The organism is Comamonas squillarum (genome assembly GCF_025309455.1).
GTDB lineage: Bacteria > Pseudomonadota > Gammaproteobacteria > Burkholderiales > Burkholderiaceae_C > Comamonas > Comamonas squillarum.
On record NZ_CP104377.1, the window covers coordinates 3,195,046 to 3,217,384 of the forward strand.

Here is a 22,339-nt window from a genome sequence, read left to right on the forward strand (position 1 = left end):
GCACCTGGCAAGCCAGGTGCGGGCGCATATTTTAGGCCTTTGCGCGGGAAGCGACAATAGCCTCTGCCACATTACGTGGGGCTTCAGCGTAGTGCTTGAACTCCATCGTGTACGTAGCGCGGCCTTGCGTTTGCGAACGCAGCGACGTGGCGTAGCCGAACATTTCGGACAGTGGCACTTCTGCCTTGATGGCCTTGCCGCCACCGACCATGTCGTCCATGCCCTGCACCATACCGCGGCGGGAAGACAAGTCACCCATCACGGTACCGGCGTAGTCTTCAGGCGTTTCCACTTCCACGGCCATCATGGGCTCGAGGATCACGGGGCTGGCCTTGCGAGCAGCTTCCTTGAAACCGAAGATAGCGGCCATCTTGAACGCCATTTCGTTCGAGTCCACATCGTGGTACGAACCGAAGGTCAGCGTCACTTTGACGTCCACCACAGGGTAGCCAGCCAGCACGCCGGAGGTCAGCGCTTCGATCACGCCCTTTTCCACCGCAGGGATGTATTCGCGAGGAACCACACCGCCCTTGATGGCGTCGACGAACTCGAAGCCCTTGCCTGGCTCTTGCGGCTCAACCGTGAACACCACGTGACCGTACTGGCCCTTACCGCCGGACTGGCGAACGAACTTGCCGTCCACGTCCACCACCTTTTGGCGAATCGTTTCGCGGTAGGCCACTTGGGGCTTGCCCACGTTGGCTTCCACGTTGAATTCACGCTTCATGCGGTCAACGATAATTTCCAGGTGCAGCTCGCCCATACCGGCGATGATGGTCTGACCCGATTCTTCGTCGGAGCGCACGCGGAACGATGGATCTTCTGCAGCCAGACGCGACAGAGCGATACCCATCTTTTCCTGGTCGGCCTTCGACTTGGGTTCCACAGCCTGTGCAATCACGGGCTCTGGGAACACCATGCGTTCGAGCACGATAGGCGAAGCCACGTCACACAGGGTTTCACCGGTGGTCACGTCCTTCAGGCCCACGCAAGCGGCGATGTCACCGGCGCGGATTTCGTCCACTTCGATACGGTCGTTCGCCATCATCTGCACGATACGGCCGATACGCTCTTTCTTGCCCTTGACCGAGTTGTACACGGTGTCGCCCTTGGACAGAACGCCGGAGTACACACGCACGAAGGTCAACTGGCCCACGAACGGGTCGGTCATCAGCTTGAACGCCAGAGCAGAGAACTTTTCGCCGTCGTCCGCCTTGCGGGTCAGCTTCTTTTCTTCGTCTTCTGGGTCGGTACCAGCCACGTCAGGGATGTCCACTGGCGAAGGCAGGTAGTCGATCACGGCGTCCAGCATGCGCTGCACACCCTTGTTCTTGAACGCGGTGCCGCACAGCATAGGCTGGATTTCGGTCGACAGCGTGCGGGCACGGATACCGGCCTTCACTTCTTCTTCCGACAAGGTACCTTCTTCCAGGTACTTGTTCATCAGCTCTTCCGACGCTTCGGCAGCCGATTCCACCAGGTTTTCACGCCACTTGTTGGCGGTCTCGACCAGGTCTGCAGGAATGTCAGCGTATTCGAACTTCATGCCCTGGGACGCTTCGTCCCAGATGATGGCCTTCATCTTGACCAGATCGACCACGCCGGTGAAGTTGTCTTCAGCGCCGATTGGGATCACCACGGGCACGGGGTTGGCCTTCAGGCGCAGCTTCATCTGGTCGTAGACCTTGTAGAAGTTGGCACCGGTGCGGTCCATCTTGTTCACAAAGGCCAGACGTGGCACCTTGTACTTGTTGGCTTGACGCCACACGGTTTCGGACTGGGGCTGCACGCCACCCACAGCGCAGTACACCATGCAAGCGCCGTCGAGCACGCGCATGGAACGTTCCACTTCAATCGTGAAGTCAACGTGGCCGGGGGTGTCGATGATGTTGAAGCGGTGTTCTGGGTAGGACATGTCCATACCCTTCCAGAAGCAGGTCACTGCAGCGGAAGTGATGGTAATGCCACGCTCTTGCTCTTGCTCCATCCAGTCGGTGGTAGCAGCGCCGTCGTGCACTTCGCCCAGCTTGTGGGTCACGCCGGTGTAAAACAGGATACGTTCGGTCGTGGTGGTTTTACCTGCGTCGATGTGCGCAGAAATACCGATATTGCGGTAGCGCTCGATGGGGGTCTTGCGAGCCATGGTTGATCCTTTGTTGATCAGTAAGTGTGGAGGCGATGCGGACTGGCGGATTGCGCAGGCATCAGCCTACGATGTGAGGGCAGTCTCAATCCGAGCAAGGCCGCAGGCAAAAATTGTTGCATGCGGCCTTTGCAATATCGAGACAGATCTCGCGCAGCTTAGAAGCGGAAGTGGCTGAATGCCTTGTTGGCTTCGGCCATACGGTGCACTTCGTCACGACGCTTCATCGCGCCGCCACGGCCTTCGGTGGCTTCCAGCAGTTCGTTGGCCAGGCGTTGGGCCATGGACTTTTCACCGCGCTTGCGAGCAGCTTCCTTGATCCAGCGCATGGACAGAGCCAGACGACGGACAGGACGCACTTCCACTGGCACCTGGTAGTTGGCACCGCCAACACGGCGGGACTTCACTTCGACCATGGGCTTGACGTTGTTGATGGCAACAACGAAAGCTTCCAGCGGGTCTTTATCAGGGTGCTTCTTCTCGATCAGTTCCAGAGCGCCGTAAATGATGCGCTCAGCAACTGCCTTCTTGCCGCCTTCCATGATCACGTTCATGAATTTGGACAGCTCTACATTGCCGAACTTTGGATCCGGCAGAATTTCACGTTTGGGGACTTCGCGACGACGTGGCATTTCTTTACCTCTATCTTTGCTTCAGTTGGCATCTTTTCAGACACCGCGAGAGCCAATCAAGGACTCCCACTTACTCGACCCACACAAAACACTTGCGCTTGGGGTCACTACGCTGAATCTCGCGCCACGCGGGACACAGCACCTTTGTATTCGTTCAAAAAACCAGGGCTTACTTGGCCTTAGGCTTCTTGGCACCGTACTTCGAACGGGACTGCTTACGGTCCTTGACGCCTTGCAGGTCAAGCGAACCGCGCACGATGTGGTAACGCACACCTGGCAAGTCCTTCACACGGCCACCGCGCACCAGCACAACGCTGTGCTCTTGCAGGTTGTGGCCTTCACCGCCGATGTACGAAATGACTTCGAAACCGTTGGTCAGACGAACCTTGGCCACCTTACGCAAAGCCGAGTTAGGCTTCTTAGGCGTCGTGGTGTACACACGGGTGCACACGCCGCGGCGCTGGGGGCAGTTTTCCATAGCAGGGCTCTTGGATTTAACAACTTCTACCGTGCGGCCCTGACGCACGAGTTGGTTAATGGTTGGCATTAATAAACGTCCCTAAACGTGAAATTACCGTGAACTTACCGTGATTTGCTGCCAGCCCCTTGCCCCAAAGGCAAAGACGGCAGCCCCTTCGGAAATTCCGAAAAGCCCTCTAATGTACCACCTGACTCCAAATTGAGCAAATGGTTTGGACCCAAGGCCACTGCCCGGTGGCCGCCATCGGGGCACTTTCTTCAGGCAGCGCCCAACAGCTCTGCTTTAGCTGCTCTCATTTTTGCAAGCACAGAAACCACAAAGCGTGCCAGGGGCACGCTTTGCAGAGGGGTGGACTGGGCGTCTGCCGGGCCTTAGAACCTGTTCAAAGTCTCCTCGCGCCGCGACAGTGTCTTTGCGGGATGGGATGCTAGGGGGGGGGGCGCCCAGCCGCGCAATACCGCAGCAATAGCCCAGCTATTGCGAGGATTTGCAACGACGCAGACCGCCCCTGCCCGGGCGGCCCTAGCCGGGCGCCCCTTCCCGGGCAGCGCAAAGCCACTGTCCCTAAGGGTTGGAGTGAAATCGGGCGATTTCTGCGCGCTGGCCCTTGCTTGCACCCCGGTGCAAGCTGCGTTCCATCCCTTCGAACTCATCCCGATTGCACTCCAACGCGGCTGCGTAGAGACTTTGAACAGGTTCTTATAGGGCCGGCATCAGCACCGCTTTACTTGATCCACAGACGGATCGCATCCCAGGCGCGGCCAAAGATGCCCGCTTCTGCGACATCGTCGAGCGCCACCAGCGGCACCTCGGCCACTGGCTGGCCGCCTGCCATCACCTTCAAGGTGCCCAGCTTCTGGCCCTTGGTGAAGGGCGCAATCAGCGGCTCCTGGCTCACCACCTGGGTTTCGAGCTTGCCGCCGGTGCCCGCTGGCACATTCACGACGATGGGCGCCACGCTGCCGATCTTGACGGTGTCCTGCGCGCCCTTCCAGGCCTTGGGGGTCGCCACGGCCTGGCCGCCATCGAACAGCTTGACGGTGTCGAATGCGGTATAGCCCCAGTTCAATAGCTTCTGGCTTTCGTTGGCGCGGTCCTTGTCGCTGGCCGCTCCCAGCAGGATGGAGATCAGGCGGCGCTCGCCCGCATTGGGTACCTGGCGCTTGGCCGTAGAGACCAGGCAATAGCCGGCGGCATTGGTGTGGCCGGTCTTGAGGCCGTCCACCGTCGGGTCGCGGAACAACAAAGTATTACGATTGGTGCCGTTGGACTTGGGCGTGCCGGGGTAGAACCACTGCTTGGTCGCGTAGTAGTGCATGTACTCCGGGAAGTCCTTGATCAGGCGGTTGGCCAGAATGCTCAGGTCCTTGGCGGTCGTCGTGTGGCCCGGCTCGGTCAGGCCTTCGGGGTTCTTGTAGGCCGTGTTGGTCATGCCCAGCGCCTTGGCCTGCTCGTTCATCAGGCGCACAAAGTTCTCGGCCGTGCCGCCCACCGCTTCGGCCAGCGCCATCGTCGCATCGTTGCCCGATTGCACAATCATGCCGTGCAGCAGGTCATCCACCTTCACCTGCATCTTGGGGTCGATGAACATGCGCGAGCCGGGCATCTTCCAGGCGCGCTCGCTCACCGGCATGGTCTGCTCCAGGCTGATCTTCTTGTTGCGCAGCGCATCGAACACCACATAACCCGTCATCAGCTTGGTGAGCGAGGCCTGCTCGACCGGCGCATCCACATCCTTGGCCGCCAGGATCTGGCCGGTGGTCACGTCAAACAACAGGTAGTTGCGCGCCGCGATCTCGGGCGGCTGGGGCGCTGCCAATTGGGCAAAGGCCAGGGTGGGCGCCAGCAGCGCTGCTGCAGCCCAGTTACGCAGGGTGGGCATCAAGCTCGATTTCATGTCGTTCAACTCTTAGAAACAAGTGCCTGCAGCGCAGGATGGCTGGCCGCAGGATATCAAAAACAATAGCAATACTACACCACCATCACAAGGCGGGGGCCAGCAGGTGGCGCGTGACCAGGCCTTTGAGCAGCGGTAATTGTCCGTGGAAAAAATGCCCGCCTCCGGGCACAACCGTAACCGGTAGTATCTGAGGCCGGGCCCAGTCCATCACCGCCGACAGCGGCACCGTGTCATCGGCCTCGCCATGCACCACCAAGGTGCGCTCATGGGCTTCGGGCGGCAAGGTCGCCACCGTAAAGCGCGATGCGGCCGTGCCCACGAACACCGCCTTGTCGATCTGGCGTTGGGGCCAAAGTTCCGCCAACGCATGGCTCATCACAAAGGAGCCAAAAGAAAAACCGGCCAGCGCCAGATTCCCCTGGGGCGCGAGCTGCTCGACCACGGCCAGAAAATCATCTCGCTCGCCGCGGCCTTCGTCATAGCTGCCTGCCGACTGGCCGACACCGCGAAAGTTGAAGCGCAGCGCCGTCCAGCCGCTCGCCACAAAGGCCCGCGCCAGGGTCTGCACCACCTTGTTGTCCATCGTGCCGGCAAACAGGGGATGGGGATGGGCAATGATGGCCGTGCCGCGCTGCGCGCCATCGGGGCTGGCGGCCAGATCGCGGGCCACTTCCAGAATGCCGGCCGGCCCGTGGATGGTGAAACGTTCGGTTTGCGCGTTCATGCTGCGGTCTACTCCATGGCGGGCCACCCAGCGCCTGCAGCGGCAGTGGCGCCCTGTGTCTGTGCGGGAAAAAAAGGGGAGGAAGCAGGCGCGCGCTCAGCGGCCCACGTCGGGCGGGGTCAGCAAGCGCTCGACCACCTTGCCGTTCTTCAGGTGCGACTCGACGATTTCATCGATATCGTCATTGTCGATATAGGTGTACCAGACGCCCTCGGGGTAGACCGCCATGATGGGGCCGCCTGCGCAGCGGTCCAGGCAGCCAGCCTTGTTGACGCGCACCTTGCCCGGCCCGCTCAAGCCTTCGGCTTTGACGCGGGCCTTGCAGTGGTCAAACATGTCCTTGGCGCCATGGTGGGCACAGCTGTCTTCACCGTTGACGCGGTCATTGAGGCAGAAGAACACGTGGTGCTGGTAGTACTGGCCGTCGTTGCCAGGTTTTTGCTCGCTCATGCCAAGCTCTCTTCGAATGCGATCCCCCATTGTGGCAGCTTGGCGCCCGCCTGGCGCCCAGAGGCCGCAATACTGCCACGGGCTACTGCGTTTAGCCTTGCTCGGGCGGTGTGCTGGAAGCCGCGCGCTGGTCCAGGCGTTGGCGCCGGCGCGCCGCCACCACCGCAGGCAGCCGGCCCAGGCGCAGCAGCACATAGGCGATCACCGCAAACGGCCACAGCCAGCTGAGCCACTGGCCCAGGCCAAAAAAGCGGATAAAGCGCCCCTGCTCCCAGGACTGCAGGGCATCGGCGTAGTAGGGGTTGGGCGGCGACTGGTTGAGCAAGTTGACATCGATCATCAAGCCCATCAGCAGCAGCAGCACGCAGTAGCGGCGCGGCAGGCCCACTTGCAGCAGCGCCAGCGACACGGCCAGCGCAATGCCCAGGCGCGTGGTCTGGTCCAGCCAGTCCCAGGCATAGCTGGGCCCGTAACTCAGCGAGGACGACAGCGCCGAGAATGCAATCCCTGCCAGCACCACCAGCGCCACCATGGCCATGCGCCGCGTCACGCTGCCCATCACGCTGAAGGCGAGCCAGCAGGGAATCAGCAGGCCCAGCAGCACGGCCATCAACTGGCCGATGGGCGACAGCGGCTCGGTGGCCTGCATGAAGTTGGGCATCCAGTGCTCGAAGGCCGAGTTCTCCAGCATGTCGACCAGCCACATCTCCAGCCGGTCAAAGACCTGGCCCAGGCCAAAGGGCTGCGCGGCCGGGAACAGCAAGGCCAGCGGCCACAGCATCAGCAGCACGATCGCGCCCCGCGCATCGGCATCGAACCAGCGCGCCCGCACATCGCGCCAGCGCCGCAAGATACCCAGCCAGGCCAGCAGGGGCACGGCCAGCGCGCCCAGCAAGGTGCCGATGCTGTTGAGCAGCCAGTCCATGTTGCTGGACACCCGCAGCGGCAGAAAAATCTGCAGGAACTCCATCGCGAGCGACAGCAGGCTGCCCACGCACAAGGCCCAGAGCCAGCCCGTTCTGACCCAGCCATGGCGCCACCAGCCCAGGCTCAGCAGCAAGCCCAGCGGCGCATAGCCGGCCACATTGATCCAGACATCGAACCAGGTCCAGTACGGCGGCGGAATGCGGGCGAGCAAAAACTCCGCCGGCGAGATGCCCTGGGTGCGCCAGCCCGCAAAGGGAAAGAGGCTGGCAAAGACGATCAGCGCCATATACACCGGCACCAGCGGCCAGGCGATGGTGCGGTGCTCGCCGGCCGGGGCCGGCTCTTGCAGGTTGAGGGGAGCGGGGCTGCTGTCAGGCATGGTGCGTGGACCCTGGTGCGCAGATGGTGGTGCGTTAGGCGGTACCCGAGTGTGCGCGGATTAAAAGGGTTTGACGACGACCAGCACCACGATGATGACCATGGCCAGCACCGGCACCTCGTTGAACCAGCGGTACCAGACATGCGAATGCCGGTCCGTGCCATTGGCGATCTTGCGCAGCAGCACCGCGCAGGCATGGTGGTAGCCGATGACCAGCAGCACAAAGAACAGCTTGGCATGCAGCCAGCCGCCTGCGCCGCGCCACCAGCCCAGCCACAGCCACAGGCCCAGGCCCAGCGCCAGCACCGCAATCATCGTCATGAAGCGCAGGAGCTTGCGCGCCATCAGCAGCAGGCGCTCGCGCTCGGCCTGCGAGTCGGCCGGCACCATGGCCAGGTTCACGAAGATCCGGGGCAGGTAGAACAGGCCCGCAAACCAGCTGGCCACAAACACGATATGAAAGGCTTTGATCCACAGCATGAGCATGCGCCACAGTGTAGTGGCTGGCACGATGGCCCAGCGCTGGACCCCGGCTTAAACACGGTTCGATGCCGCGCTCAGGTCGGGGCTTGATCTGGCGCAAGCCAGGCACAAGCCCAGCGTCCATTCCTCCATGCCCAGCGCAGTCTCTCGGGCCCGCGCTGTGCAGCCTGGCATTGATCTGGCGCACAATTGCTGCATGCATCTGTCCAGCCCCACCCCCTTTCCCCATAACCGTCCGCGCCGTCTGCGCCGCGATGCCTTCACCCGCAACCTGGTCCGCGAGAACGTGCTCACCCCGCACGACTTCATCTATCCGGTCTTTGTGCATGAAGGACAAGGCAAGCGCGAGCCCGTGCTGTCCATGCCGGGCGTTGACCGCCTGAGCCTGGACCTGTTGCTGCCGGTGGCCGAGCAGTGCGTGGCGCTGGGCATTCCGGTGATGGCCCTCTTCCCCCAGATCGACACGGCGCTCAAGACCCCCGACGGCAAGGAGGCGCTCAACCCCGAGGGCCTGATCCCGCGCGTGGTGCGGGCGCTGAAAAAGGAATTCCCCCAACTGGGCGTGATGACCGATGTGGCGCTCGACCCCTACACCAGCCACGGCCAGGATGGCCTGCTCGACGAGACCGGCTACATCCTCAATGACGAAACTGTCGAGATCCTCGTGGGCCAGGCGCTCAACCATGCCGAGGCCGGTGTCGACATCGTCGCCCCCAGCGACATGATGGACGGCCGCATTGGCGCCATCCGCGAGGCCTTTGAATCCCAGGGCCACATCTACACCCGCATCATGGCCTACAGCGCCAAGTACGCCAGCGCCTTCTACGGCCCCTTCCGCGATGCGGTGGGCACGCGCGGCGCGCTGGGCAAGGCCGACAAGAACGTCTACCAGATGGACCCGGCCAACACCGACGAGGCACTGCGCGAAGTGGCGCAGGACCTGGCCGAAGGCGCCGACATGGTGATGGTCAAGCCCGGCATGCCCTACCTGGATGTCGTGCGCCGCGTCAAGGACGAGTTCAAGGTGCCCACCTTTGCCTACCAGGTCAGCGGCGAGTACGCGATGCTCAAGGCCGCCGCACAAAACGGCTGGCTGGACCATGACCAGGTGATGATGGAGTCGCTGCTGGCCTTCAAGCGCGCCGGCGCCGACGGCATCCTGACCTATTTCTCGCTGGACGCTGCGCGCTGGCTCAAAGAGAAAAACTGATAGCAAAAATACCAGAACGGGCTTGCACAGGCCCGTTTTTTTTGCCATGCTGCGCCTGAACCGTTCGAGGAATTCCGGTGAGTACACCCAGCAGCATCCGCATCTTTCACATCGTCGGCAACGAGGCCAGCGAACTGGCCGCCGTGCCCTATGAACTCCCGGACAAGGGCTTTTTGTGGCTGGCCTGCACGCGCGGCTACTTCAGCGAGCAGCTGGGCAGCCTGCAGCTGGCGCTGCAAAAGCTCAGCGGCGCGCCGCTGGTCGATCTGCATGTCTCCGACCTGCTCAATGCCCAGCTCCCCTCCCACTACGATTACACCTCGCAGTACGACCTGCTGGTGATACGGCGCCTGGCCAGCACCCCCTCGCAGGCGGGCACCGCCGCCTTGGCCGCCGCCCGCCGCACCGCCGCTGCCAAGCCCATCAATGAGGCGCCCCACATCAGCACCATCCCGGTGGGCTTTGCCGCCTGGGAGCGGGTGCTGCTGTCGGTGCACCCGGAGGACTGCACCGTGCGCGACGCCTATGCGCGGCGCCTGCTGCAGTTTGCCAAGGCCGGCGCGCCCGCCCCGCAGGATGCCAGCGCGCCCGACCTGGGCCAGATATCGCATGCCACGCAAGAGCGCCTGGCGCGCGAGGACAAGGCCTTTCGCAACCCCGGCAGCAGCCCCACGCCGGGCGGCCTGCAGCCCATCCGCCTGCCCATGTCCCCGGCCGATCTGATGATGCGCGTGGTCAACATCATTGTGGACAACTACCTGGACCTGCGCCGCGAGCTCTCGCGCCACCTGGACCAGTGGCAAAGCGCGCTGCTGTCGCCGCGCAAGCGCATTGCCAACTGGCAGGCGCTGCTCGAAGCGCGCCTGTCCCTGCACCAGCTCGACGAGATCTGCGAGGACCAGCGCGCCGCCGTGCAGGACTGGGTCGATGCGCTGGAGACCTGGCCCCAACCCGAGGCGCCCAGCGCCCAGCGCGAGCTTGAAGCGCTTAAGGTGCGCAGCCGCGATGTGCTCGAACATATCGAGCGCGTGGTGCACCATGTGCGCCGGCTGGAGCAAAGCACCGAGACCGCCGTGCAGATGCATTTTTCGGTGCAGAGCAACCGCGCCAACGACATCATGCGCACACTCACCACCATCACCGCCATCTTTCTGCCGCTCAACCTGATTGCCGCGATCTTTGGCATGAACTTCGAGTTCATCCCGCTCATCCACAAGGAAGACGGCTTTTGGTGGGCGATGGGCGTGATGGCCTTCATCACGGTGGCGCTGATCGGCTTTTTCTCGTACAAGCGCTATCTCACCCGCACGGGCCGATAGCGCTGTACAGCCCCCAGCAGCGGCGCATGGCGCGCCGCTGCTGGACGGCTTACTGGCCCAGATCAATGCGGTAGACCGCGCGCTGCGTGCCCGTGCCGTCATCGGCCTTGTCCAGCGAGACATTAGCCAGGCCCGCTGCCTGCGCCACAGGCAACGCGTTGGCCGCCGACGTGAACAGCACCTTGCCGGCAGTGGGCGTCTTGGCAAAGCGCCAGCTGTGGGCAGCGCCGTTGGCCGCGCGGCTGATCTGCGGATGCTCCTTGATGTAGGAGATCACCACATCGCGGTTCGCATCGGGCGAGGCATAGATCGTGGCGCGGCCATCGAGCTCAGGCAGAAAGCTCTTGCCGCTGGTGGCGCGGTAGTTGTTGGTGGCGATCACAAAGTCCTGCGCCGGGTCGATCGGGGCGCCCTTGTACTGCAGATCCACGATGCGGCTGCCGACGGGCTGGGTCACATCGATCTGGTAGCGCATGTCGGCGGTGGTGAACATGTCAAAGTTGTAGCCGGGGAAGCTGCTGATCAGCCACTGGTCTGCGGTCGCAGCCGGGTCGATGCGGTTGAAGCGCTGGGCAGCGGCCTCCAGCCAGCGCTTGATCTGCGCGCCGTTCACCTTTACCGCGTAGACGGTGTTGGGGTAGAGATAGAGGTCGGCCGCGTTGTAGATCGCCAGCGGGCCGGCGGCCACATCGGTGTAATCGCCACCGCCCTGGAAGCCCGACTTGAAAGGCGCGCTCACCGACAGCACCGGCAGCTGCGCATACTGCGGCAGGTTGGCCTGCACATAGCGCTGCACATAGTCCTGCTGCGCCTGGTTGACCAGCTGGATCGCGCCGGGGTCGCCCACATCGGCAAACTGCGTGCCCATGCGAAAGTCCGTCTGGCCCACCGGCGTCTTCACATAGCTGATCGCCGCCTGGTGCTGGCTCTCCACCACCGGTGCAATGCTGCTGTCGACGGCGACATAGCTGGTCTTGCCGGCGGCATCCTTGCCGGTGGTGGTGCTGCGCAGCTCCGACTTGCTCTGCGTCTTGTCCACGCTCCAGGCCTTGCCGTCCCACTTCAGCGCCAGCGCCACCACGCCCAGCGCCTTGCCCCAGCTGCTGGCCATCACCGCCGGCACGCCGTTGATGGTGCCGGCCTTGTTGTCGACACCGGCCATGCTGAATGCCGGTTGCGCGGCCGTGTCGGGGAACACGCTGTGCTGGTGGCCCATCACCATCGCATCGATGCCCGCCACCTGGCTCAGGTAGAGGCCCGGGTTCTCCATGTCGGCGCGGTATTCCGAGGCGTCCAGGCCGCCGTGCAGCAGCGCCACAACGATGTCCGCACCCTTGCTGCGCAGCTCGGGCACATACTTTTGCGCCGCCTCGACGGCGCCGGTCACCTGCACCTTGCCTTCCAGATGGCGCTTGTCCCAGCCGAGGATGCCGGGCGTGGTAAAGCCGATCACGCCGATCTTGATGGGCAGCTTGACGGCCTTGCCGTCGCTGTCGGTGCCGCTGATCTCGCGCTCCAGCACCACATAGGGCGACACCAGCGGGGCCTTGGTCTGGCTGCTGATCACATTGGCCAGCGCCATCGGGTAGCCATTGCCCGCGCACTTCTTGCTGGCATCGACGCCATCGACCTGGAGGCCGCCACCGAGCACCTGATTGAGGAAGGGCAGGCCATAGTTGAACTCATGGTTGCCCAAGGTGCCGGCATCGAACTTGAACACCGCCATGGCCTTGTACATCGACAGCTGCTGGTCGCAGGCAATCGGCGCCACCTGCGCCTCGTAGTCGGCCAGCGCCGTGCCCTGGATGGTGTCGCCGTTGTCCACCAGCAAGGTATTGGCATAGTCGCTGCGCGCCTGGCGGATCAGGGTGGCCGTGCGCTCAAAGCCATACGAGGGGTCATCGGCCAGCTTGAAGTAGTCGTAGCTGCGGATGTTGAAGTGCAGGTCGGTGGTCTCCAGCACCGCCAACGTGGCCGTGGCCGCTTTGGTGCTGCTGGAGCCGCCACCGCCGCAGGCCGTCAGCATGGCGGCAGCGGCCAGCGCGGACAAGGCAAGCGGCGCCATCCGCAGGTCGGTGGCACGGAAAAAGGGGGTACGCATGGTGCTTATCGTTGAAAGTGAGCGATGCGCGCATCATCTGCAGCCCCTATGACGACGGTGTTACGAACGGCCCCCGAAAATGCAACAAAGCCTTGCAGGCTGCGGGCCGGCAAGGCTTGGTGCGGAGCACAGCGGGAGTGACCGCTCAGCCTACATGCTTGGCAAAAAAGGCCATGCTGCGCGCCCGTGCGGCGGCCGATGCTGCTGCATCGTACGAGCCGCGCTGGTCGCAGTTGAAGCCGTGGTCGGCCACGTAGACATAGACCTCGGCCTCGGGGTGGGCAGTGCGGAAAGCGTCCACCGACGCCAGCGAGATCCAGTGGTCCTTGTCGCCAAAATGGGCCATCACCGGGCACTTGGGCGTGCGCGCGATCTCCTCGCCCGTGGTCATGCCGCCGCCGTAGTACGGCACCGAGGCCGACAGGCCCTGGAGCTCACAGGCTGCGCGCCAGGCCAGCAGACCGCCCCAGCAAAAGCCGGTGATGCCGACCTTGCCGCCGCTGCGGCGTGCGCCTTCATCAATCGCAGCCTGCAGGTCCAGCAGCACACCGGGCGCCACCGCAGGCGCTTCGGCAGCGGCCTTCAGGGCCACGCCGGCTTGCATGTCGGCCTCGCTGTAGCCCAGGTCCACACCGGGCTTGATGCGGGCAAACGTGGCCGGCGCAATCGCCACATAGCCGCTTTGGGCAATGCTGTCCGCCACCGAGCGGATGTGCGAATTGACACCAAAGATCTCCTGCACCACCACGATGGCGCCGCGCGCCTGGCCTTCAGGCTCGGCGATGTAGGCCGGAAACACCTGGCCGTCGGCCGAGGTCAGATCTACAAAATGTCCCATAGCGATCACTCCTTGCTAAACAGATTCGACAGATGCGAGATTGGGGGCCTGGTTGATTATGGCGTTGCGCAGGCCGCTGCCGGCGCCGGACGCGCCAGCATCGTCAGCCAGGCGGCCGCTAGCAGCAAGGCCAGCCCGCCATAGACCGCCGCCAGGCCCAACCCGGTCTGCGGGTTCACCAGGTGGATGCCCAAGGACGCGAGCAGCGAGGTCAGCAAAAAGGCCAGACCGCCGGCAATGCCGCCCGACAAGGCAGCGTGTTTGGGGAACATCGACAGCACATTGGCGAAGTGGATATTGAACACCAGGCCCGCTGCCACATGGATGCAAAAGGCGACGGCCGCCATCACTTCCAGCGATGGCCAGGACGCGGGCAGCCAGGCCGTCAGCGCCAGCAGTGCGATGAAACCAGCCATCGCCAACAGCGCAGCCTGGTGCTTGGCCGCCAGCGAGCGCGCCATCGCCGCGCGGGCGATCAAGCCGCCGCCCATCCAGGCCAGGCCCATCAGCAGCGCGAGCGACCCCGTCGTCGTGGGCGGGCGGTGGTACACGGTCTCGACGATAAAGGGCGAGGCCATGCTCCAGCCCATCACCATCGCATACGCAGCGCTGACGCAGAGCACGCCGCGCGCAAAGGCGCGGTTGCGCATGATCTCCCAGGCCCGGCTGGCCACTTCACGCGGCCGGATGGGCTGGGGCTGGGCGAGGGTCTCGCCACCGCCCAGCAGCTCCAGCACCAGCGCAACCACCGAGAACACGGCCAGCACCACAAAGTTGGCGCGCCAGCCCCAATGGGTCTGCACAAAGCCGCCGATAAAAGGCGCGCAGATGGGCCCCAGCGACCAGACCACGGTCATCCAGGTCAGGTAGCGCTGCAGTGCCGGGCCCCGGAACACATCGACAAAAAAGGTGCGCTTGCCCACCACGGCGACCGCGCCCAGCAGGCCTTGCAGCAGGCGCAGCGCGCAGATGACCACGATGTCGTCACTGACGGCAATGGCCGCGCTCGACAGCGCAAACAGGGCCAGCGCCACCATCGTGGGCCGCCAGCGGCCAAAGCGGTCCAGCAGCACGCCCACCACCAGCTGGCCCAGGCCATAGCCGGCGATGAACAAGGTCAAGGTCAGCTGGATCTGGGACGCGGTGCCGCCCAGGCTCTGGGCCATGGCGGGCATCGAGGGCAGGTAGATATCGGTGCCGATGCCCGAGAGCGGGATCAGCAAAAAGGCCAGAAAAACGCCGAATGTGGCGTTGTCAGCAGTGATTCTTCGCATGGGAGTCTGCGCCTGAAAATAAACAGGGCGCCAGTGTGTTATGTTTTTTAGACTGGTACAAGATTCTGCTTAGCCTAGGCTTGAAAGGCCTATACTGCACTGCACCATTGACCGCGAGACTAGCGCCCCATGACATTGTTTGCAGCCCCCCCACCCCATGACCCGCCTGCTGTCGCGGCCTCTGTCCGCTCGCAGGAGCTGGGCCACTTTCTGCGCGCGCGGCGCGAGAGCCTGTCGGCCGACGCCATGGGCCTGGCGCGCCACGGCCGGGTGCGCACCCCGGGCCTGCGGCGCGAAGAGGTCGCCCAGCTCGCCGGCATTGGCGTGACCTGGTACACCAAGCTCGAACAGGGCCGCGAGGTGCAACCGTCGCGCCAGGCGATCGAGGCCATTGCCCGGGCGCTGCAATGCAATGACGACGAACTGCGCCACCTCTTGGCGCTGGCGGGCATCAAGCTCGACCAGGCTGCACCCTCCGCCGACGACGCCCCGGGTGCGCTGCACATGCAGCTGCTCGACAAGCTGCTGCCCTACCCCGCCCAGATGCAAAGCGCGGCCTTTGACCTGCTGGCCGCCAATGCCGCCTATGAGCGGCTAATGGGCGTGTCGCTGCAGCAGTTGCCTGCCTTGGAGCGCAACTGCCTGCACATGAACCTGTTCAACCCCCAGTGGCAGCGCGTGGTGCGCCACGAGCCCCAGGCCATTGAGCGCATGGTGGCGATGTTCCGGGCGGCCTCCACCCAGCAAAGCGGCGATCCAGCCATTGCACAGCGGCTGGACTACTTTCTCAGGCACTCCGAGGTCTTCCGCCATGCCTGGGAGCGCTACCAGGTGCGCAGCCCCGAGAACAACGAAAAGACCTTTGACCACCCCACGCTGGGCATCATCCATCTGCGCCAGACCTACTGGTGGTCGGCCCCGCGCAACGGCATGCGCATGGTGGTCTACCTGCCCGTCAGCGACCAGGACGCCGAGGCGCTGGACCGGCTGGCCGCGCTGCCCGCGCCTTGAACGCGACCTGGGCAGCACAGTGGGCAGCGGCCGCAAGCTCGCCTAAGAACGTGTTCAAAGTCTCCTCGCGCTGCGACAGTGTCTTTGCGGGATGGGATGCTAGGCGCAGTGCGCAGCCAATAGCCAGCTATTGGCAAGCGCTGCAACGCCGCAGACCGCCCCTGCCCGGGCGGCCCTAGCCGGGCGCCCGCAAAGCCACTGTCCCTACGGGTTGGAGTGAAATCGGGCAATTTCTTCACGCTGGCCCTTGCTTGCACCCCGGTGCAAGCTGCGTTCCATCCCTTCGAACTCATCCCGATTGCACTCCAACGCGGCTACGTAGTGACTTTGAACAGGTTCTAAGATAGGGCCTCTTTTGCGAGCCGACATGCCATGACCTCAATCGTCCTTATCACCGGAGCCAGCCGTGGCATCGGTGCCGCCACCGCCGTCCTGGCCGCCCACCATGGCTGGGATGTGGCCGTGAACTACAGCAGCAACGAAGCTGCGGCCCAGGCCGTGGTGCAGGCGGTGCAGGCTCTGGGCCGCCGCGCCATCGCCGTGCAGGCCGATGTGGGTGACGAGGGCCAGGTGCTGGCGATGTTTGCGCGCGTGGACAGCGAGCTGGGGCGCATCACGGGGCTGGTCAACAACGCCGGCGTGGTGGACCGCGCCCAGCGCCTGCAGGATATGGACATGGCGCGCTGGCGACGCATGTTCGACATCAATGTGCTGGGCAGCTTTCTCTGCGCCCGCGAGGCGGTGCGCCGCATGAGCACCGCCGAAGGCGGCGCGGGCGGCAGCATCGTCAATGTCTCGAGCCGCGCCGCCTGCCTGGGCTCAGCCCACCAGTATGTGGACTATGCGGCGTCCAAGGCCGCTATCGACACGATGACCCTGGGCCTGGCCCATGAGGTGGCCGCGCAAGGCATCCGCGTCAATGGCGTGCGCCCGGGCCTGATCGAGACCGACATCCACGCCAGCGGCGGCCAGCCCGACCGCGTGCAGCGGCTGTCGGCAGGCGTGCCCTTGGGGCGCGGCGGCACCGCAGACGAAATCGCCCAGGCCATCTACTGGCTGATGTCCGAGCACAGCAGCTACTGCACCGGCTCCTTCATCGATGCCGGAGGCGGCCGCTAGGCCGCCCGTTCTGACGGAACCCACCATGCGCCCTGCTCCCCATGTTCTGCTGCTGGAAGACGATCCAGCCATTGCCCGCACCGTCTGCTATGCGCTCGAGCGCGATGGCATCGGCTGCACCCACAGCCTGTTGCTGGCCGATGCCCGCGCGCAGTGGGCCAGTGGCCACTTTGATGCGCTGCTGCTCGATGTGGGCCTGCCCGATGGCAATGGCCTGGACTGGTGCCGCCAGCTGCGCGTTGCTGGCTCGCCCGCGCCCATCCTGGTGCTCAGCGCCCGGGGCGAAGAAGTCGACCGGGTGCTGGGCCTGGAGCTGGGCGCCGATGACTACCTGAGCAAGCCCTTCAGCCCGCGCGAGCTGGTGGCCCGCACCCGCGCACTGCTGCGCCGCGCCCAGCAATTTACGCTGGCGCCGGCCAGCGCCAGCAGCGCCCCGCCCCATGCCGCCAGTGCTGCCTTCCAGCTCGACGAGGCCGGCCAGTGCGTGCGCCTGCAGGGCGTGCTGCTGGATCTGACGCGGCGCGAGTTCCAGCTGCTCAGCAGCCTGCTGGCCGCGCAGGGCCGCATCCTCAGCCGCAACCATCTGCTCGATGCCGTCTGGGGCCTGCACAGCGACAGCACCGACCGCACGGTGGACACCCACATCAAGACCCTGCGCGCCAAGCTGCGCGCCGTGGTGGCCGACCGCGACTTCATCACCACGCACCGCGGCATGGGCTACAGCCTGCGCGATGGCGACTGAGGACCGGCCATGCGTCTGGGGATCCGCCTGCTGTTTGCGTTCTTCCTGATCAACGGGCTGGCGGCCTTTTTTGTGCTGCGCGTGTTCATGGCCGAGATCAAGCCCAGCGTGCGCAAGGTGACCGAAGACACGCTGGTCGAGACCGCCTACTTGCTGGCCGCGCAGGCCAGCGATGACCTGGCCGATGGAAAGCTGGGCAGCGGTAGCGGCAGCAGCACCAGCCGCTTTGCCCAGCAGGTGCAGGCCGCCTTCCAGCAGCCGCTGCGGGTGTGGATCTGGGACACGCGCAAGGCCGCACTCGACCTGCGCGTGACCGTGACCAATGCCCAGGGGCGCGTGCTGTTCGATTCGGCAGGGCTGGATGTGGGGGCCGACTACTCCCGCTGGCGCAATGTGGCGCTCACCTTGCGCGGCGAATACGGCGCCCGCACCTCGCGCGAAGTGGCCACCGACGAGGCCACCAGCGTCATGTATGTTTCCGCGCCCGTCGTGCAGGGCGGCACCATCCTGGGCGTGCTCACCGTCTCCAAGCCGGCCAACGCGGTGCAAAGCATCATCGACAGCAGCGAAAGCAAGATGCTGCGCGGCGGTGTGCTGTTTTTGCTGCTGTCGGCGGCCGTCGGCTTTGCCATCACCTGGTGGCTGGTGGTACAGGTGCGCAAGCTGCGCAGCTATGCCCAGCAGGTGCAGGGCCCCACCTTGCAGGAGGCGCAAGGCAGCCGCATCACCCGCGCGCCCAAGACACCCGAGGTGCCCAATGTCCCCGGCGAGCTGGGCGACCTGGCCCAGGCCATGGATTCGATGCGCCGGCGCCTGGAGGGGCGCGACTACATCGAAGGCTATGTGCGCGCCCTCACGCATGAGCTCAAGAGCCCGGTCGCCGCCATCCGGGGCGCGGGTGAGCTGCTGCAGGACGAGCTGCCCGCCGCCGACCGCGCGATGTTTGCCCAGCAGGTGGTGGACCAGAGCCTGCGCCTGCAAAACCTGATCGACCAGCTGATGCAGCTGAGCCAGCTGGAGCAGCGCAGCGCGCTGGCTACGGTCAGCCAGCACACCAGCCTGCGCGCCTGCGCCGAGCAGGCCATCGCGCAGCTGCAGGCCACGGCCTCGCAAAAAGGCATACAGCTGGTACTGCAAGGCGATGACAGCCAGGGCGCCTGGGATGCGGCCCTGGTCACGCTGGCGATCAGCAACCTGCTGGCCAATGCGCTGGATTTCTCGCCTGCCCACAGCCAGATCGTGCTGACCTTGGCGCCCCAGCGCCTGGCCGTGCAGGACTGCGGCCCGGGCGTGCCGGCCAGCCTGCTGCTCCGCCTGGGCGAGCGCTTTTTCACCACGCCGCGCCCCAACGGCGAGCGCAGTGGCAGCGGGCTGGGCCTGTCCATCGTGCAGCGCATCATGCTGCTCCATGGCGGCCGGCTGCAGTTTGCCAATACCCATCCGGGCCTGCGCGCCAGCCTTGATTTCTCGGCCCAGGACTGAGCACTTCCGCCGCAAGCCGCTGCACTTCACACTGCCTTCACAGACTTCATGCTCGGCTCACCGGGGCCGCAGACACTCGCCGCACCGATACACAGAGCAACGAGGAATGCATGAAAAACAGACTGGTGCAAAAGGCCCTGAGCCTGGCCATCACTATGGCGCTTTTGCTGGTGGCGCTAATGATGATCAGCGATGTGGTGCGCGACCGCATCTACAACCGCGACCGCGCGGTACAAAGCGTGGTCAACAGCACCGCAGGGTCGCAGACCCTGTTTGGCCCGGTGCTGGCCCAGCGCTGCAGCCGTGAAGTGAGCGGCAAGGACAGCGAGGGGCGTGTGGAGACCCGCCTGGTCAGCTTTCAGCGCTACGCGCTGCCCGATGAGATCAGCCACCAGACGCGGGCCGAGATGCAGCCGCGCGCGCGCGGCCTCTACCAGGTCAACACCTTCCTCATGCACGACAAGCTGGTGGCCCGCTTTGCGCCCGGCAACCAGCTGCAAGGCAAGCCCGAGGGCGGTGCCGTGCGCCACTGCGATGCGCCGCGCCTGGTCCTGCCGCTCAGCGATCCGCGCGGCATCCGCAGTGCGACTTTGCAGGTCGATGGCAAGCCGCTGCCGCTGGAGCCAGGCACCGGCCACGGCGTCTACACCCGGGGCCTGCAGACCAAGCCTATGACTGCTGCCAGTGGCAACGACAGCAGCGCCATCGAAGTGGTCGTGCTGCTGCAGTTGATGGGCACCGAGCGCCTGGCCTTTGTGCCGCTGGGCGGCACCAACCAGGTCAGCATGCAGGCCGACTGGCCCCATCCCTCGTTTGGTGGCAACTTTCTGCCGCTCAGCCGCGAGATCAGCGACCAGGGCTTCAACGCCAGCTGGAGCATCCCGGCGCTGGCCTCATCGGCGCGCCAGGCCTTTGTGCAGGAGCGCTCGCTGTGCAGCCTGGGCACGCCCGACACCACCTACGCCCATGCCTCCGACGAAAGCCAGTGCCTGGAGCAGTTTGGCACCAGCTTCATCGACCCGGTCAACCCCTATAGCCTGAGCGACCGTGCCACCAAGTACGGCCTGCTCTTTGTCGTGCTGACCTTTGTCGCCGTGGCCATGTTCGAGGTGCTCAAAAAGCTGCGCGTACACCCGGTGCAGTACCTGCTGGTGGGCTCGGCGCTGTGCATTTTCTTCCTGCTCCTGATCAGCCTGTCCGAGCACCTGGGCTTCAGCCAGGCCTATGCCATTGGCGCGGGCGCCTGCGTGCTGCTGCTGGGCTACTATGCCAGCCACATCCTGGGCAGCCTGCGGCGCGGCCTGCCGTTTGCCGCGCTGATCGCAGTGATGTATGGCCTGTTGTTTGTGCTGCTGCAGCTCGAACAAACCGCGCTGGCCGTCGGCTCGCTCGCGCTGTTCGCCGTGCTGGCGATCGTGATGGTGGCCACCCGCAAGGTCGACTGGTATGCGTTTGGCAAAGGCGACGCCCCCGAGCCAGTTCCCACCCCAGCCTCCAAGACTTTTGGCCCACGCACCCAGGAGAGCGCATGAACACCGACACCCGCATGGATCAACAGCGCCAGCAATGGCGCCAGGCCCAGCACCAGATGAGCCGCAGCCAGTTGCGCGCGCTGCGTGACCAGTGGCTGGAGCGCGGCAGCCAGCTGCCGTTGCAGGCCAATGCCCGGCGCCTGATGTGGCTGCGGCTGCGCTGCTCGCTGTTACTGGCGCAGCAGCGGTTCTGAACGCCTTTTCACACCCCAACGCAACAAGGCAGCCCTCGGGCTGCCTTGTTGCTTTTTTAAAAATGAGAGCCTATTTGGCAGGCGGTACGCCGCTGCCCCGGCTGATGGCGCGCAAGCGAGCTTCCGGCGACAGGCCGCGCACGCACTGCACATTGGCGTCGCCCAGCAGGCTGTCGCACTTGCGGATGGCGGTGTCCAGATCGGCTTCGCGCTGGCGCTCGGCCTCGCTCTTGGGTGGCGTGAAGATGGACACCTCGCTGGCCGCCTGCTGGTGGGCCTCCTGGATGCCGGCTGCGCGCTGTTGCTTGGCCCCGCGCAGGCACTCCTGCTGCGCGCTCTTGCTGTCCTTGTCGTTGCCGGCATGGCCGGTCTTGCAGTCCTCGACCGCCAGCGCATAGCGGCGGTTCACCTGGGCGGCCAGCGCCTTGAAGCGGTTGTTGCCGCTGGGGTGGCGGCGCGCCTGCAGCTGGGCGGCGTCGACCTCGTGCTGGGTCTGGGCCTCGGCGGTGCAGCGGCGCTGCGCCGCCGAGCCGGTGGCCAGGCGCTTGCAATGCGCCAGGGCTTTGTCTGCGCGGGCATCGAGCTGTGCCACCGCCTCGCGGTAGGCATCGTCATCCATCGCGGCTGCCAACAGCGGCAGCACGGCCACGGAGCCTATCACCCAGGCAGCGGCCAGGCGCCACAGCGGGCGCATCACTGCGCCGCCCATCAGCGGTTTTGTTGGCGCAGCCAGGTATCGAGCTGCTGGGCCACCTGGTCCGTGGCCGAGGCCAATGCGGCGGCGGCACCAGCCGCATCGGCGCTGGCGGCGGGTTGCTGGGCCTGGAACACCTGCTGGGCCAGCCAACGCTCCCCCTTGGGGGTGATTTCGCTCAGAGTGGCGCGCAGGCGCAGCACGCCCTGGCTCGACTGGGCCGAGTCGAAGACCTGGCTGAAATCCACCACCTCGAGGCGCAGCATCGCCGGGTAACCGCTCTTGCGCAGCAGCTGGGTGGCGCCATCGTCATCGAGCACGACGGCGCGCTGGCCACTAAGCACATCGCGCATGCGCTGCTGGATCAGCTGCATGGCCGGCAGCACCCAGCTGGCCTGGGTGTAGGGCCGCAGCTCGCGCACATCGGCATAGGCCAGGCGGTAGTAGATGGCGGCGCTGGCATCGGGCACGCCCGCGGCGCGCACATTGGCCAGCACCAGCGGCTCGGCGCCGGCAGCTGCCGCGCTGGGTGAGACCGGCGCGGCTGTCGGGCCAAAGTCATAACGGGCGACGGGTTGGGGCTTTTGCGGCAGGGCCGAGCAAGCGGCCAGCACCGCCACGGATGCAGCCACCAGGGCTGCACGGCCTGCGCCTTGCAGGCGGCGGCCCCATGGTGCACGCAGGGAAGTAGAAATCATGGCATC

21 protein-coding genes are annotated in these 22,339 nt (G+C 65.0%); 8 read left to right on the top strand and 13 right to left on the bottom strand.

Translation table 11 applies throughout. The features are described from left to right. Positions 1-31: 31 nt before the first annotated feature. The 8 genes from fusA to N4T19_RS14895 form a co-directional block, all read right to left on the bottom strand. Positions 32-2,143 carry an elongation factor G gene (gene fusA / locus N4T19_RS14860; protein WP_182344014.1) on the bottom strand — a complete coding sequence of 704 codons (2,112 nt, stop codon included), beginning with the start codon at positions 2,141-2,143 and terminating at the stop codon, positions 32-34. 158 nt (positions 2,144-2,301) lie between these two features. Then, positions 2,302-2,775: a 30S ribosomal protein S7 gene (gene rpsG / locus N4T19_RS14865; RefSeq protein WP_021026534.1), complete on the bottom strand. Its 474-nt coding sequence runs from the start codon at positions 2,773-2,775 to the stop codon at positions 2,302-2,304. Between the two features lie 169 nt (positions 2,776-2,944). Continuing rightward, a complete protein-coding gene (gene rpsL, locus N4T19_RS14870; RefSeq protein WP_012202325.1) occupies positions 2,945-3,322 on the bottom strand; it encodes a 30S ribosomal protein S12 in 378 nt (125 codons plus the stop codon). Positions 3,323-3,980: 658 nt separating this feature from the next. Further along, entirely contained in the window at positions 3,981-5,153 is a 1,173-nt protein-coding gene (locus N4T19_RS14875; RefSeq protein ID WP_243419386.1) for a D-alanyl-D-alanine carboxypeptidase family protein, read from the bottom strand. Between the two features lie 85 nt (positions 5,154-5,238). Then, entirely contained in the window at positions 5,239-5,880 is a 642-nt protein-coding gene (locus N4T19_RS14880; RefSeq protein ID WP_116926817.1) for an alpha/beta hydrolase, read from the bottom strand. 96 nt (positions 5,881-5,976) lie between these two features. Next, positions 5,977-6,330, bottom strand: a complete 354-nt coding sequence (locus N4T19_RS14885; protein ID WP_021026531.1) for a (2Fe-2S) ferredoxin domain-containing protein — start codon at positions 6,328-6,330, stop codon at positions 5,977-5,979. A gap of 91 nt (positions 6,331-6,421) precedes the next feature. Then, positions 6,422-7,636 (bottom strand): VanZ family protein, encoded by a 1,215-nt coding sequence (locus N4T19_RS14890; protein ID WP_116926816.1) that lies wholly within the window; start codon positions 7,634-7,636, stop codon positions 6,422-6,424. 60 nt (positions 7,637-7,696) lie between these two features. Beyond that, positions 7,697-8,116 carry a CopD family protein gene (locus tag N4T19_RS14895; protein ID WP_182345516.1) on the bottom strand — a complete coding sequence of 140 codons (420 nt, stop codon included), beginning with the start codon at positions 8,114-8,116 and terminating at the stop codon, positions 7,697-7,699. A 199-nt stretch (positions 8,117-8,315) separates the two neighbouring features. On the opposite strand from N4T19_RS14895, the gene hemB reads away from it, so the two are divergent. After that, positions 8,316-9,329 (top strand): porphobilinogen synthase, encoded by a 1,014-nt coding sequence (gene hemB, locus N4T19_RS14900; protein WP_021026528.1) that lies wholly within the window; start codon positions 8,316-8,318, stop codon positions 9,327-9,329. 71 nt (positions 9,330-9,400) lie between these two features. Then, positions 9,401-10,648, top strand: coding sequence for a magnesium transporter CorA family protein (locus N4T19_RS14905; protein WP_409935207.1), 1,248 nt, complete (start codon positions 9,401-9,403; stop codon positions 10,646-10,648). A 49-nt stretch (positions 10,649-10,697) separates the two neighbouring features. Here the strand turns inward: N4T19_RS14905 and N4T19_RS14910 are convergent, their stop codons facing one another. The 3 genes from N4T19_RS14910 to N4T19_RS14920 all read right to left on the bottom strand — a co-directional run bounded on the left by N4T19_RS14910 (position 10,698) and on the right by N4T19_RS14920 (position 14,861). Continuing rightward, entirely contained in the window at positions 10,698-12,749 is a 2,052-nt protein-coding gene (locus N4T19_RS14910) for a bifunctional 2',3'-cyclic-nucleotide 2'-phosphodiesterase/3'-nucleotidase (protein ID WP_260718434.1), read from the bottom strand. Between the two features lie 145 nt (positions 12,750-12,894). Next, positions 12,895-13,587, bottom strand: a complete 693-nt coding sequence (locus N4T19_RS14915; RefSeq protein WP_260718435.1) for a dienelactone hydrolase family protein — start codon at positions 13,585-13,587, stop codon at positions 12,895-12,897. 56 nt (positions 13,588-13,643) lie between these two features. After that, positions 13,644-14,861, bottom strand: a complete 1,218-nt coding sequence (locus N4T19_RS14920; RefSeq protein ID WP_182344020.1) for an MFS transporter — start codon at positions 14,859-14,861, stop codon at positions 13,644-13,646. Positions 14,862-14,990: 129 nt separating this feature from the next. On the opposite strand from N4T19_RS14920, the gene N4T19_RS14925 reads away from it, so the two are divergent. The 6 genes from N4T19_RS14925 (at position 14,991) to N4T19_RS14950 (ending at position 20,941) form a co-directional block, all read left to right on the top strand. Then, a complete protein-coding gene (locus N4T19_RS14925; protein ID WP_116926812.1) occupies positions 14,991-15,872 on the top strand; it encodes a helix-turn-helix transcriptional regulator in 882 nt (293 codons plus the stop codon). A gap of 372 nt (positions 15,873-16,244) precedes the next feature. Then, the gene (locus N4T19_RS14930; RefSeq protein WP_116926811.1) at positions 16,245-16,991 is read left to right on the top strand and encodes an SDR family oxidoreductase; all 747 of its coding nucleotides are present in this window, start codon (positions 16,245-16,247) and stop codon (positions 16,989-16,991) included. A gap of 25 nt (positions 16,992-17,016) precedes the next feature. Next, a complete protein-coding gene (gene creB / locus N4T19_RS14935) occupies positions 17,017-17,733 on the top strand; it encodes a two-component system response regulator CreB (protein ID WP_116926810.1) in 717 nt (238 codons plus the stop codon). A gap of 9 nt (positions 17,734-17,742) precedes the next feature. Then, positions 17,743-19,215 carry a two-component system sensor histidine kinase CreC gene (gene creC, locus N4T19_RS14940; RefSeq protein ID WP_116926809.1) on the top strand — a complete coding sequence of 491 codons (1,473 nt, stop codon included), beginning with the start codon at positions 17,743-17,745 and terminating at the stop codon, positions 19,213-19,215. A gap of 110 nt (positions 19,216-19,325) precedes the next feature. Further along, entirely contained in the window at positions 19,326-20,747 is a 1,422-nt protein-coding gene (gene creD / locus N4T19_RS14945) for a cell envelope integrity protein CreD (RefSeq protein ID WP_116926808.1), read from the top strand. Beyond that, on the top strand, positions 20,744-20,941 hold the full coding sequence (locus N4T19_RS14950) for a hypothetical protein (protein ID WP_116926807.1): 198 nt from the start codon (positions 20,744-20,746) through the stop codon (positions 20,939-20,941). Before creD ends, N4T19_RS14950 begins: the two co-directional genes overlap by 4 nt. Positions 20,942-21,011: 70 nt before the next feature. Here the strand turns inward: N4T19_RS14950 and N4T19_RS14955 are convergent, their stop codons facing one another. Both N4T19_RS14955 and N4T19_RS14960 read right to left on the bottom strand, forming a co-directional pair. Continuing rightward, a complete protein-coding gene (locus N4T19_RS14955; protein ID WP_260718436.1) occupies positions 21,012-21,635 on the bottom strand; it encodes a hypothetical protein in 624 nt (207 codons plus the stop codon). Positions 21,636-21,649: 14 nt separating this feature from the next. After that, a complete protein-coding gene (locus N4T19_RS14960; protein WP_260718437.1) occupies positions 21,650-22,333 on the bottom strand; it encodes an ABC-type transport auxiliary lipoprotein family protein in 684 nt (227 codons plus the stop codon). Between the last annotated feature and the right edge of the window lie 6 nt (positions 22,334-22,339).

Coding starts and splice junctions, on each gene's coding strand:
- N4T19_RS14875 (WP_243419386.1), bottom strand. CDS start 5,153: ATGAAATCGAGCTTGATGCCCACCCTGCGTAACTGGGCTGCAGCAGCG.
- N4T19_RS14930 (WP_116926811.1), top strand. CDS start 16,245: ATGACCTCAATCGTCCTTATCACCGGAGCCAGCCGTGGCATCGGTGCC.
- N4T19_RS14885 (WP_021026531.1), bottom strand. CDS start 6,330: ATGAGCGAGCAAAAACCTGGCAACGACGGCCAGTACTACCAGCACCAC.
- N4T19_RS14890 (WP_116926816.1), bottom strand. CDS start 7,636: ATGCCTGACAGCAGCCCCGCTCCCCTCAACCTGCAAGAGCCGGCCCCG.
- rpsG (WP_021026534.1), bottom strand. CDS start 2,775: ATGCCACGTCGTCGCGAAGTCCCCAAACGTGAAATTCTGCCGGATCCA.
- creD (WP_116926808.1), top strand. CDS start 19,326: ATGAAAAACAGACTGGTGCAAAAGGCCCTGAGCCTGGCCATCACTATG.
- hemB (WP_021026528.1), top strand. CDS start 8,316: ATGCATCTGTCCAGCCCCACCCCCTTTCCCCATAACCGTCCGCGCCGT.
- creB (WP_116926810.1), top strand. CDS start 17,017: ATGCGCCCTGCTCCCCATGTTCTGCTGCTGGAAGACGATCCAGCCATT.
- N4T19_RS14880 (WP_116926817.1), bottom strand. CDS start 5,880: ATGAACGCGCAAACCGAACGTTTCACCATCCACGGGCCGGCCGGCATT.
- creC (WP_116926809.1), top strand. CDS start 17,743: ATGCGTCTGGGGATCCGCCTGCTGTTTGCGTTCTTCCTGATCAACGGG.
- N4T19_RS14925 (WP_116926812.1), top strand. CDS start 14,991: ATGACATTGTTTGCAGCCCCCCCACCCCATGACCCGCCTGCTGTCGCG.
- rpsL (WP_012202325.1), bottom strand. CDS start 3,322: ATGCCAACCATTAACCAACTCGTGCGTCAGGGCCGCACGGTAGAAGTT.
- N4T19_RS14950 (WP_116926807.1), top strand. CDS start 20,744: ATGAACACCGACACCCGCATGGATCAACAGCGCCAGCAATGGCGCCAG.
- N4T19_RS14915 (WP_260718435.1), bottom strand. CDS start 13,587: ATGGGACATTTTGTAGATCTGACCTCGGCCGACGGCCAGGTGTTTCCG.
- N4T19_RS14955 (WP_260718436.1), bottom strand. CDS start 21,635: ATGCGCCCGCTGTGGCGCCTGGCCGCTGCCTGGGTGATAGGCTCCGTG.
- N4T19_RS14910 (WP_260718434.1), bottom strand. CDS start 12,749: ATGCGTACCCCCTTTTTCCGTGCCACCGACCTGCGGATGGCGCCGCTT.
- fusA (WP_182344014.1), bottom strand. CDS start 2,143: ATGGCTCGCAAGACCCCCATCGAGCGCTACCGCAATATCGGTATTTCT.
- N4T19_RS14960 (WP_260718437.1), bottom strand. CDS start 22,333: ATGATTTCTACTTCCCTGCGTGCACCATGGGGCCGCCGCCTGCAAGGC.
- N4T19_RS14895 (WP_182345516.1), bottom strand. CDS start 8,116: ATGCTGTGGATCAAAGCCTTTCATATCGTGTTTGTGGCCAGCTGGTTT.
- N4T19_RS14920 (WP_182344020.1), bottom strand. CDS start 14,861: ATGCGAAGAATCACTGCTGACAACGCCACATTCGGCGTTTTTCTGGCC.